The following is an 11,933-nucleotide window of genomic DNA, read 5'->3' as shown; positions in this document are numbered from 1 at the left end:
TCCCATAAAATAGAAAAGTAAAGAAATAATCTATTTTTTAGGAGGTATTTTTTTGATTGATTTGCAAGAAATATTTACACAAAACCAGATTGAGTTTGAACTTTATCGCCATCGTCCGATTTATACCAATGAGGATGCGTTAGTTGTAAAAGAGGAACAAGGATTTAGCGGTACTGAGACGAAGAGCTTATATTTAAAAGATAAACAAAACAATCGCTATATTTTTTTAACCTTCACGACTAAAAGAAGCGACTTTAAAAAATTAAGCAAACTGATTGGTAAAAGAGTGTCAGTTGTTTCGGCTGAAGAAATGGAAGCGGAAACGGGACAAAAGTCAGGTGCTGTTTCACCATTTGGTTATGAATCATCTGTTCCTGTCATTATTGATGAAGAAATATTCGCTCAGGAAAAATTAGTATTTGCACCTGGTAGACCTGATCAAACCATGGTAGTCAAAGTGGCAGATTTAGATAAGATCATTCAAGTATTAGAAATAAAAACGTATGTATTACCAACAGTCGAGTGACCTGTAACCATAATGAAACAGGTTCATCTTAAGTGAAATCTTTTGTTTAACGAAGGTTTCGTGATAGAAAAACTGCGTATGAGTAAAGGCGCAGATGTGACGTTCCATACCAAAAAGCTTAGCTGATCAGAAAGTAAATCGAACATGGTTCAGACGAAAACGATGAGACGATCGTGAAAGTAAAACAAAAAAGCAAATGTCTAAGCTATAAACAAAAGTGTCATTTTGTTATAAAACATCGATCATCAGCTTTTTTATTTGGAAATTATTGTTTACCCTGTAATCAAGTTAATTGAGATAGTAGTTGATCATATCCTAATTCTCTGGCATAATCTTCGGCAGTTTTTCCTTGATTATCACGCAATTCTTTATTTGCACCATGAGCCAATAATTCTCGGACGATGTCTTGGTAGATCTTTGAGCCATCTCGCAAAGCCACAGCTTCAATCAAGGCAGTATAGCCATAATGATTTTGATGGTCAATATCAACACGACCATCGGTTAGCAAAAGTTTGACGTTGGCTAAATGTCCTTTTTCGGCAGCTGGTATCAATGCATTACCACCAAAACGGTTAACGATCGACTGATCAGGTTCACTATTTTCAAGCATATAAGCAAGAATCTCAGTTTTTCCTTGTGCGCCAGCATATAAGTAAGGGCTATCTTGAATATGATCTTGTAAGTTGATGTTCGCACCGTGATCAACGAGGATTTTTGCAATATCGATCATATTATGGTGGACAGCAATCAATAATGGGGATTCTCCTTTTTCATTTTGTTCATCAATCATCGCAGTTGACTGGTCTAACAACGTTTGAACTAGATTTAAATCCTCGGCACTAACAGCTTGTAACAAGCGACCTGGAGCAATTGACATTGGTGTTTCCTCCTTTGATGGATGGTTGGGATTAGTTGGTAAAGGCGCAGAAGTTGTAGAATCCAAAACAATCGAATTCGTGCTAGTATTAGTACCATTTGATTGAGAGGAATGATCGGCACATCCTGCAAATACCAATAACGTAGGGAATAACCATAGGATTGAATACGATTTCATGAAAACGCCTCCTCCATATTATTTTAGTTGAAATAGCCATAAACAGCAAAATAAATACTTGCTAAACAATGCACAGCTCTTTATATAGAGGCAAAAACGTAATAAGCAACGCTTCCAAGACGGATTCTTGACAAAAAAAGAACAATGATAGATAGTAAAAAATAGTGTCTGACTAAATCTAGACAGGAGAACAGCTTTTGATTCTGTCAAATGAAAGTAGGGGAGTAGATGTTTACACGTTTGTCATCTCAATTAACAGAAAGAGAAAATTATAAATTACTGATTGGTTCAATTATTCCCAGACCAGTAGCTGTTGTTTCAACATTAACTGAGAAAGGGAACTTAAACATTGCGCCATTCAGCTATTTTAATATCGTTAGTTCAAATCCACCCATCGTTTCGTTGGCTGTCCAAAGAAAAAATGAGCAGATGAAAGATACTGCTAAAAATATCTTAATAAGGAAAGAAGCAATTATCCAAGTTTTAGATGAGCAAAATGTGGTGGAGGTCAATAAAACAGCAGCAACTCTTCCGCAAGAAGAAAGTGAGCTAACCTTGACTAACTTGACTACGAAAATAAATAGGAATGGTTCAATTCCACCAATCAATGAGTCAAAAATTGTTTTTGAAACAGATTTATATGACCATCTCGAAATTAAGAATGAGCAAAAAGTTACTGCCGATCTTTTCTTATTAAAAATCCATACGTATCAATTAAATGAAGAGGTATATGATCCAGTATCTGGGAAGATCAATCCCAAGAAACTACAACCAGTTAGTCGATTAGCAGGGAATGATTATGCAACCTTAGGGGAAATCTTTACCATCCCTAGGCCAAAGTGAACCACATGACGATAAATATGTTATTTTTAGAGGATGTATAATCCTAAAAATATTATTATAATATTGGCGTAAGTTCATTTCTTTCATGAATGGAGTAAGAAATAAAATTTAGCTAAAACATTTTTTAGTTATAAAAAACAATAAAGTTTTTTTAGGTAAACCGAATGATTTAAAGTTTTATTTAAAATAGGCAAGTAAAAAGGCAAATATGAGACTTTTTAATGCATGAATAAACTGGTATGTAAATGTTAAGATAACTTGAAAATTTATTCCGAAAAGTGAAAAAAAGAAAATTAAAACAGAAAAATCAATCAAGTCAGCAAGGTATTTTCATACTAAACGACTTCCTAAAAAGGGGAAATATATTAAAGATTGATTAATTTTGTTTTTTTATCAAATAAATGATTGCTAAAATAGTTAAAGAAGCTTACTATTAACTCTGTAAAAAATAAAAATAGTAATAACCTTGTTAGGTGAGGCTCCTATACAAACATATGCTATTGCTCAGAAACGTCGAAAGACGCCAATGAGTCAAACAGGAATTGTCGGATTAAGGCTTTTTCAAATAGCTAAGAGTGTTTCTTTACGTTGTATAGTGCTAAAACTCGGACGATGAGATGATGCTAGGTCAGAATTCTTGTTCGAAAAGGTTTCTGACCTTTTCTTATATTCTATAACTGATTCTATATTTAACTGCTCGTGTTCGCCTAACTTGTGTAAGAGGAGGGGGATATGCGATGTGGAAAAACAGAAAGATCGACTGGTTGATTTTAGGCCCTTATTTGGCTTTGTCAATTGTCGGTCTTTTAGAGATATATAGTGCTAGTTCCTATCGTTTATTGGTAGCAGGAAGTGATCCTAAAAGCTTATTTATTCGGCAATTTTTGTTTATTATTCTTAGTTGGGGAGTAATTGTATTGACCTATTCCATCAGATTACAAGTTCTACTGAAACCAAGAATAATAAAAGCTGGATTGATTGTATCGGGCTTATTATTAGCGATGATGAAACTCGGGATTTTTGCTGTAACAGTTAATGGTGCCCAGCGGTGGGTTTCAATCGCTGGAATCCAGTTTCAACCGTCAGAAATCGCAACCATTTTTTTGATTTTATATTTAAGTCGTTTTTTTAGAAATGACCGCAGTGTTCCTGAGAAACTTCATATACCAGTGTTGATCGTGGGCGGAATCGCCGTGCTTGTTTTGTTTCAACCTAAAATTGCGGGAGCACTGATGATTTTAGCTATTGCTGGAGCTATCTTTTGGGCTGCAGCTATTCCCATTAAAAAAGGGCTGATAATTATCGGAGCAGCGATTGCTAGCTTGATCTTAGTAGCTGGCTTAGTTTTACTACTTGAAAAGCATCATTTGTTACCTTCATTTTTTGAACACGCTTATGACCGAATCGCAATGGTTCATAATCCTTTTTTAGATGAACATGGTGCAGGATACCAGATGAGTAACTCTTACTATGCACTATACAACGGTGGCCTATTTGGTCGAGGAATGGGGAATAGTATAACTAAAAAAGGTTATCTCCCTGAATCCGAAACAGATTTTATTTTCTCAGTCATTGCTGAGGAGTTTGGGTTGATAGGCGCATTACTTGTTTTGTTTTTGCTTTTCTTATTATGTATGCGAATCTTCCAAAAGAGTACGAAACAAAAGAACCAACAGGCAACTTTGATCTTAATTGGTGTAGGGACATGGATACTCGTTCAGACAAGTATCAATATTGGAAGTATCCTTGGTTTAATTCCAATGACAGGTGTACCATTGCCATTTGTCAGCTACGGAGGAACAAGCTATTTAATCTTGTCTTTTGCTATTGGATTAGCTTTGAATATCTCGTCTCGACAAGTGAAAGAGAAAAATAAGCAGGTTGAGAGGTTACAACTCAAGAAACCTGAACTGTTAAACAAGAACAATTAAGAATCTCTCAATTGGACTATCATAATAAAAAAATGGCTATATTTCAAGTAAGAGGTTCGGTTAGAAAGAGGAATCGAAAATGAAAACATTTCAAAAAGTGATTTTAGGTCTATTGACGGCAGTCGTCATTGTCATCGGCTATTTTTCTTTTGAGTTTGTTCATGGTTATTCTTCAACGAGTCGAGCAGACGATGTACCAAAAGTAGAAGCCAAAAGTGTTCCTAAGATTATCAATGTGGCATTGATTGGCTCTGATGCCCGGTCGAAAGAAGAGAATGGACGTTCAGATTCTTTGATGATTGCTCAGTATAATCAAAAAACTAAAAAAGCAAAATTGGTTTCGATTATGCGTGATTCTTATGTAGATATACCTGGGCATGGTCAAGATAAGATCAACGCAGCTTATTCATATGGCGGGATTGATCTTTTGAACCAAACATTGAAAGAAAATTTCAAATTTGAAACACCTTATTATGCAAGTATCACCTTCCAAGATTTCATTGATTGTGTCAATGAGCTATTCCCTAACGGTGTAGATATCAATGCTGAGAAAGATTTAGATTTGGATGGTGTATACATCAAAAAAGGTGAACAAACGATGGATGGGAATACCTTATTGCAATATGCGCGTTTTAGAGAAGATGCTGAAGGAGATTTTGGACGGATCAGAAGACAACAACAAGTGATCAAAGCAATTTCTAAGCAATTAAAAGATGTGACTTCCATCCTTAAATTACCAAAAGCAATCGGTCAACTCTTGGGAAGTATTAAAACGAATTTACCTGAAAGTGTATTAATTGATTGTGGTATTGATTTCTTAAAAGATGACAAACCAATTGATACGTTATCTGTACCAGTTGAAGGTAGTTGGAATTTTAATGATAACACACCTTCTGGTAGTGTACTAGAACTTGATTTAGAAAAAAATCAATTAGCAATCAATCAGTTTTTAGACCAATAGATTTACATTTTATTTAAAGTGTAAGAAGTTAGAAACAAGCGATTGTCGTTGTGTTCTAGCTTCTTTTCTTATGGTAAAATGGATAGAAGTTAAGATAAGAAAATGTGAGCGGAGGGACAAAATGAAACGAAGTGACAATCATCGCAGGAACAAGACTGGTGTGTATCTAACAAGCGCCCTTGTTTTAGTTCTTGCGGCTGGTGGCGGGTATTTTTACTATCAAAAAACGCAAGAAGAGCAAGTGGTTTCAGCAGGAGAAAAAACGATCCAACAGTTTACGGAACGTTTGAGTACTGGCGATTACAAAAAGGCGATGTCATACACACAAATTGATTCACAGACTAAGAAGACAATTTCTGAAAAAGAAGCTCTTGAAAAATACCAAAACATTTACGGAGCTGTGGCCATAAAAGGCTTGGAAATCTCTAATTTAAAAGTGACGAAAAAAGATAGTGAAACCTATTCTTTTTCTTATAAAGCTAAAATGAATACAAGCTTAGGCGAATTAAAAGACCTATCATATAAAGGAACTTTGACAAATAAAAATGATCAGATCAAAATCAACTGGCAGCCGAACTTGATTTTTCCTCAAATGGAAGATACAGACAAAGTAAGTCTGACTAGTGAGGAAGCTAAGAGAGGCGATATCCTCGATCGAAATGGAAAGAAATTAGCAACGACGGGCAAATTGAAACAGTTAGGGATCGTTCCTAGAAAGCTGGGAGAAAAAGAAGAGAAAACAGCAAACATCAAAGCAATTGCTGCAGCTTTCGATCTTTCAGAAGATGAAATCAATCAAGCTATCTCTCAAAGTTGGGTACAACCGGACTATTTTGTTCCTCTAAAAATCATTGATGGACAAACCCCCGAATTACCAAGCGGAGCAGCGATCCAAGAAGTTGATGGTCGCACCTATCCGTTAGGCGAAGCAGCAGCGCAATTGATTGGTTATGTTGGTGATATCTCAGCAGAAGATATCAAAAAGAATGCTGAATTAAGTAGTAATGGTAAAATTGGTCGTTCTGGTCTGGAAATGACTTATGACAAAGAACTACGTGGCACCAATGGGGGGAAATTGAGTATTACGGATGCTGATGGGACAGAAAAAGAAGTATTGATCGATCAAGAAGTGAAAAATGGTCAGGATATCAAATTAACTCTTGATGCCGATGCTCAAAAAATCGCATTTGATAGTTTAGGTGGAAAAGCGGGTTCAACAGTAGCGACTTCGCCAAAAACGGGTGAGTTGTTAGTATTAGCGAGCTCTCCAAGTTATGATCCAAACAAAATGACAAATGGAATCTCTCAAGAAGATTATCAAGCCTATACGGAAAATAAAGATCAACCATTTATTAGTCGTTTTGCTACCGGTTACGCTCCCGGATCTACATTTAAAATGATTACTGCCGCAATCGGATTAGATAATCAAACGCTGAATCCAGACGAAGTATTGACGATCAATGGATTGAAATGGCAAAAAGACCAATCATGGGGATCGTATCAAGTTACTCGTGTCAGCGATGTGCCTCAAGTCAATCTGAGAAACGCAATGATTTATTCTGATAATATCTATATGGCTCAAGAAACCTTGAAAATGGGTGAGAAGAAATTCCGCGAAGGATTAAATAAATTCATTTTTGGGGAAGACTTAGATTTGCCGATCAGCATGAATCCCGCACAAATCTCAAATAAGGATAGTTTTAAGTCAGAAATCTTATTAGCAGATACTGGTTATGGACAGGGAGAACTATTGATCAATCCGATCCAACAAGCAACGATGTATTCTGTTTTTGCTAATAATGGAAATCTCGTTTATCCAAAATTAGAGATGGATAAAGAAACGAAAGTTAAACAAAATGTCATTGCTACAACAGCTGTACAGACGATTCTGCCAGATTTGAAAGATGTTGTTCAAGATACGAATGGTACCGCTCATTCTTTAGCTGCTTTAGGCATACCAATAGCAGCAAAAACTGGTACAGCGGAAATCAAAGAAAAACAAGATGAAAAAGGACAAGAAAATAGCTTCCTATTTGCTGTGAATCCTGATACAAATGGTTATCTCATGATCAGCATGTTAGAAGATAAAGCAGAAGGTGATTCTGCAACGAAACGTGCACCTGAGTTGCTCCAATACTTGAATCAAAACTATCAATAGACGAATGAATAAAACTAATCAATGACTGTAGTCACTACTTACATTTGGGCTAGGAAACCTAAATTATTTAGAATACTACAGTCACTCGATTAGTTTTTTTATATAGGGATGCTTTAGAATGATCTTTTTACTTTTGGTTTAACGACAAAAGTAGCTAAACCTAATAAAATGAATCCAATAATGAATGGCATCGTATGATGGAAAGTAGCATATAGTTGACCACCAATCATCGGACCGATCACTCTAGCTAATGCTTGGATGCTTTGTGAAGCCCCTTGGATTTTCCCTTGGTCCTCTTTGCTAGCATACGTTGAAATCAAACCATTATAGGAAGGACTAAAAATCGCATCACCTAGCCCGAAAAAGACCATGCCGATGATAAAGTAGGGGATCGATCTATAAAAAGCGGAAAGGATGATGACAGAATAACCAATCATTTCACTGGTAATACCCATAGTGATGATCTGGTTTTCTCGCCAAAATTTTAATAAAATCGGCATAATCAACAGTTGAGCAATAATGTCCATAATGCCAATTAACGAGAAAGTAAAACCGATGATGATTGGCGATAAATGGAAAGTATCAATTGAAAATTGAGCAAAAATCGCTTGGAATGAACCGTTGGGTAGCCAAATCAAAAAACCTGTGATCAATAACCATTTGACTGATCGAAAAGTGAAAACCAATTGGAGTTGCTTGAAGGGATTGATTTGCTGAAGAGAAAGATTTCTTGTACGTTCACGTTTAGTCAAACTTTCAGGCATAAAAAAATAACCGTAAACCGCATTACTCAAAGACAAAAAGGAGGCAACGTATAAGGGAGTTGCTGGTCCGTACTGTGCCAAGAACCCACCAATCAAAGGACCTGCTGCAGTTCCAATCCCAACCGTCGCGCTAATCCATCCAAAATATTTTGTTCGACTTTCAATTGGCGTCAAATCAGCAAAATAGGCTAGAATAGCTGAGATTTCACCGCCGGTCAGCCCCTCAATTATTCTACCAAGAAAAAGTATCCATAAAGCTCCACCAAAGCCAAATAAATAGTACCCAATCGCAGAGCCAAACAAACTACTGATCAAAATAATTTTCCGACCAAACCGATCACTGAGTGCGCCTAACATAGGGGCGGCTAAAAACATGGAAAAAGCATAGATCGCACTGAGTAGTGTCACCGTGGTTGCTTGTTGCTGTGTGTTTTTTGTGTATTGCTCTACCATAAATGGGATGACCGGATTAACGATTGTTAACCCTAATCCAATCAAAAAGACCGAAGTGAAACCAAAAACGAGTGCATGTTTGTTGATTGTTGTATTCATATCAAAACTCCTTAGCTATAAAATGTTTCCCAGGAAACATTTTATATAGTATCTGTTTATTGTTTCCTTGTCAACAATAAACAGAGAGATACTACGATAGAAGAATGAAATCTAACGAAGCAGAGAGCAAAAAAAACCGTGATCTTAAGATCACGGTTGATTACACATGCACTTTATTTTTCTAGTTTTGTTCTTTTTAAATTTTCTCTAAAGCGACCGATAAAACGAAAAACAGTATCAAACTCTTCCTTAGTCATTTGTTGAAAAACGACCTCATTTTCTTTAAGAAATTCTTCATGGAGCTTTTGATGCATTTTGTTAATACGCTGACCTTCAGCTGTCAGGCGAAAGTAACGCTCTTTTTTATTTTCAGGTTTCTGATAGCTTTCAAGTAAGCCGTTAGTGATCATTTTTTTAGTTAGCTTACTAATCGCTCCACGAGTCATGTAACTAGCATTTGCTAATTTGGTTACATTTGGATTTGGAATTGATGCTACTTTTTCGATTAAGTCGATCTCATTTAAAGAATAGCCTTCGAGTACTTGTTCTAATTTTGGTTTATTACGCCAAGTGATCTCGTTAGTCAGATCGACCATCTCACTAATCAATTTAAGTCTTGAGTCCATTTTTCACCGTCCTTTTTCTCTAGTATAACGAATGGACATTATCATCACAACATTCATTGATAGATAGTAAGTTAATTGGCGTATACTTTTTTAGTGAAATATTTAAGAATCAGAGGTGAGATCAGAGTACTTAACAAAACAACGATCACTAAAGGAGAGTAGTAGTGATTTTCAATCAAGTTGCTTTGTTGTCCGATCTGTAAAATGATCAGTGCCATTTCACCACGAGAAATCATACCAGCTCCTACCATGAGTGCACTGTTGGAAGAAAAACCAGAGAATTTTGCTCCAATATATCCGCCAATAAGTTTAGTCAGAATCGCTACGAGTGTCAAAATCAAAATAAATAGTATCTGTTCACTAAAGTTAGAAAAATCTACTTCTAAACCAACACTCACAAAAAAGACGGGGATGAATACTGCATATCCTAAAGCTTCAACATTATTGTAAACTTCATGTTTTACTTTTGTTTGACTCACTGCAATCCCAGCAAAAAATGCCCCAATTACTGAACTTAACCCAATCAGGTCTGCTAAATAAGACATTCCTAGGCAAATGACTAATGACATAATGATAATGGCTGAATTCGCATAGATTTTTTCTGCTAGAGACATTAAAAATGGAGCGATCCATTTCACTAATAAAAAGATAAATAAGAAATAGAATAGTTGTTCCAACAAGAGTAAAGGAAGGGGTAGGTTGCTCGTAGACTTACCTGTTAAAAAAGATAAACTGAAGCTTAGCACTAGAACAACCAGAATATCATCAACGACAGAGGCACCTAGAATCGTTGATCCTTCCTTCGTATTCACAACATTCAGTTCTTTTAGTACTTCGACAGAGATACTAACAGAAGTCGCAGCTAAAATAATCCCAAAAAAGATTGCTTCATTATTTGCTACTTGAAACGCCTCGCCAGTAAGCCAACCGAAAAAGACAGGGAAGAGGATTCCTAAAAGTGCTACAAACATTCCTGGTTTAAAATATTTTTTCAATAAGGATAAATCACTTTCCAAACCTGCTAAGAACATCAGCAAAATGACACCAATTTCAGAAAAATCATGAACTAAAATATTTGGATGAACCCAGCCAAGTCCTGCTTGTCCTAGTAATACACCAACTAACAATTGCCCAATAACAGCCGGAATCCCAAATCTTCTTGAAATATGCGAACCAATTGTAGTTGCAACAAGGATTAGACACAAGATACCAATAAACTCCATAAGATAGTCAAACCTTTCTTTATTCAATAGTCTCAAATATATAATAACATTAATTATTTTATTTGTGGTAAAAAGAGATTGCATAAGAAATCAGCAATCAGAGACTCGGAAAATGAAAAATTTTAAAGCAAATAAAAAGAGGGAGCAAACAGAAAGTTTACCCCTAGAAACGAAAGAAATTTGGAAAAAGCAACTTCTTCCATCTTCTAGGTAAACTAATAGTCATGCAACCTCTTATTTACTTACGAATATCTCTTGTTCACTTTGAAATAGGTAATGATTTCTGAGATACCCATGAAAATTAATAGCCCACCAAATAATTGGAAGAGTATCATGACGCTTTTGAATGGATTGAATAATAAAATCAAACCACCAACCAATAAGAGAATACTATAAGCACTCCAACCTTTCGAACGGGTGTTAAGTCCGACGAATAATTGAAAGAGACTTTTTAGGATAATAACTAAACCTAAGATAACTGGTAAGAGCGAGACGATTGCTGCTGCAAAGACCCACACGATTAGTGCGAGAATAAAAAAGGCAATCCCGCTAATTAAACCAAATCCCCATGCACCCGTTTGTTTTCGGTTTTTATTTGCTTCTAAAAGATTCAAAATCCCCAATAAAACAAAATACGCTGTAATGAGGTAGCCAATAAAATGGAATACAGCTGTCGGATTGATCACAATTGCAAGTCCGGCAATGATGTAAATGGCTGACCTTAGCAATGCGTAACGCTGAAAATTAGTACGTATCATTTCAAACATAACATAACCTCCTTTTATTCTATTGTAACGGTAAACGGTTATTCTACCAAACAAAAACCTGTTTTTTGATTTAGCTTCTTAATATTTTATCCATTTTCTTGCCTTTTGCAAGTTCGTCGATTAGCTTATCCAAATAACGTATTTCCTGCATTAGAGGATCTTCGATCGTTTCGACTCGCACCCCACAAATCATGCCAGTTATCAACTGTCGGTTTGGGTTCAGTTTGGGTGCTTGTTCAAAGAAGACTTGGAATGTTACTTCGTTTTCCAGTTGTTTTTGTAATTCTTCTTCGGTATAACCAGTCAACCAGCGGATGATTTCATCCACTTCTGACCGAGAGTGTCCTTTTTTCTCAGCTTTTTTTACATAGAGAGGGTAGACACTTGAGAAACTCATGGTGAAAATTCGTTGATTCATGATAGCACCTCCTACGATAAGTTTTCTTTTATTATATTCGTTTGTTCAATAAATGTGTACTTATCGCAATTGTAAAAAAAGAATAAATAAAAGGTTAAGGCAAGTTGATG

At 35.9% G+C, this 11,933-nt stretch carries 11 protein-coding genes and 1 riboswitch; of the genes, 5 read left to right on the top strand and 6 right to left on the bottom strand.

Going from position 1 to position 11,933, the window contains the following annotated elements:
• Positions 1 to 52: 52 nt before the first annotated feature.
• Positions 53 to 526 carry a YbaK/EbsC family protein gene (locus IGL28_RS06920; protein ID WP_081127552.1) on the top strand — a complete coding sequence of 158 codons (474 nt, stop codon included), beginning with the start codon at positions 53 to 55 and terminating at the stop codon, positions 524 to 526.
• A gap of 283 nt (positions 527 to 809) precedes the next feature.
• On the opposite strand, the gene IGL28_RS06915 is transcribed toward IGL28_RS06920, so the two are convergent.
• Positions 810 to 1,580 (bottom strand): ankyrin repeat domain-containing protein, encoded by a 771-nt coding sequence (locus IGL28_RS06915; RefSeq protein ID WP_081127553.1) that lies wholly within the window; start codon positions 1,578 to 1,580, stop codon positions 810 to 812.
• Positions 1,581 to 1,808: 228 nt separating this feature from the next.
• Between IGL28_RS06915 and IGL28_RS06910 the strand changes: the two genes are divergently transcribed.
• The 4 genes from IGL28_RS06910 (at position 1,809) to pbp4 (ending at position 7,473) form a co-directional block, all read left to right on the top strand.
• A complete protein-coding gene (locus tag IGL28_RS06910; protein ID WP_081127555.1) occupies positions 1,809 to 2,423 on the top strand; it encodes a flavin reductase family protein in 615 nt (204 codons plus the stop codon).
• Positions 2,424 to 2,881: 458 nt separating this feature from the next.
• Positions 2,882 to 3,047: riboswitch (M-box (ykoK) riboswitch) on the top strand.
• 113 nt (positions 3,048 to 3,160) lie between these two features.
• The gene (locus tag IGL28_RS06905; RefSeq protein WP_034698076.1) at positions 3,161 to 4,354 is read left to right on the top strand and encodes an FtsW/RodA/SpoVE family cell cycle protein; all 1,194 of its coding nucleotides are present in this window, start codon (positions 3,161 to 3,163) and stop codon (positions 4,352 to 4,354) included.
• 79 nt (positions 4,355 to 4,433) lie between these two features.
• Positions 4,434 to 5,315, top strand: coding sequence for an LCP family protein (locus IGL28_RS06900; RefSeq protein WP_438843927.1), 882 nt, complete (start codon positions 4,434 to 4,436; stop codon positions 5,313 to 5,315).
• Positions 5,316 to 5,436: 121 nt separating this feature from the next.
• The gene (gene pbp4 / locus IGL28_RS06895; RefSeq protein ID WP_128427663.1) at positions 5,437 to 7,473 is read left to right on the top strand and encodes a penicillin-binding protein PBP4(5); all 2,037 of its coding nucleotides are present in this window, start codon (positions 5,437 to 5,439) and stop codon (positions 7,471 to 7,473) included.
• Positions 7,474 to 7,586: 113 nt separating this feature from the next.
• Here the strand turns inward: pbp4 and IGL28_RS06890 are convergent, their stop codons facing one another.
• From IGL28_RS06890 to IGL28_RS06870, 5 genes are all read right to left on the bottom strand, one after another.
• Complete coding sequence (locus tag IGL28_RS06890) at positions 7,587 to 8,789, bottom strand: MFS transporter (RefSeq protein ID WP_081127558.1); 1,203 nt, start codon at positions 8,787 to 8,789, stop codon at positions 7,587 to 7,589.
• 173 nt (positions 8,790 to 8,962) lie between these two features.
• Positions 8,963 to 9,415 (bottom strand): MarR family transcriptional regulator, encoded by a 453-nt coding sequence (locus IGL28_RS06885; RefSeq protein WP_063627145.1) that lies wholly within the window; start codon positions 9,413 to 9,415, stop codon positions 8,963 to 8,965.
• A 71-nt stretch (positions 9,416 to 9,486) separates the two neighbouring features.
• Positions 9,487 to 10,638, bottom strand: coding sequence for a cation:proton antiporter (locus IGL28_RS06880; protein ID WP_010719107.1), 1,152 nt, complete (start codon positions 10,636 to 10,638; stop codon positions 9,487 to 9,489).
• A gap of 242 nt (positions 10,639 to 10,880) precedes the next feature.
• On the bottom strand, positions 10,881 to 11,405 hold the full coding sequence (locus tag IGL28_RS06875) for a DUF308 domain-containing protein (RefSeq protein WP_081127559.1): 525 nt from the start codon (positions 11,403 to 11,405) through the stop codon (positions 10,881 to 10,883).
• Between the two features lie 70 nt (positions 11,406 to 11,475).
• Positions 11,476 to 11,823, bottom strand: coding sequence for a DUF2200 domain-containing protein (locus IGL28_RS06870; protein WP_081127561.1), 348 nt, complete (start codon positions 11,821 to 11,823; stop codon positions 11,476 to 11,478).
• Positions 11,824 to 11,933: the final 110 nt, after the last annotated feature.

It is taken from the genome of Enterococcus sp. AZ077 (assembly GCF_051714965.1).
Classification (GTDB): domain Bacteria; phylum Bacillota; class Bacilli; order Lactobacillales; family Enterococcaceae; genus Enterococcus_B; species Enterococcus_B hirae.
Note: the sequence above shows the minus strand (reverse complement) of the source record. Positions and strands in the feature narration are given on the sequence as shown.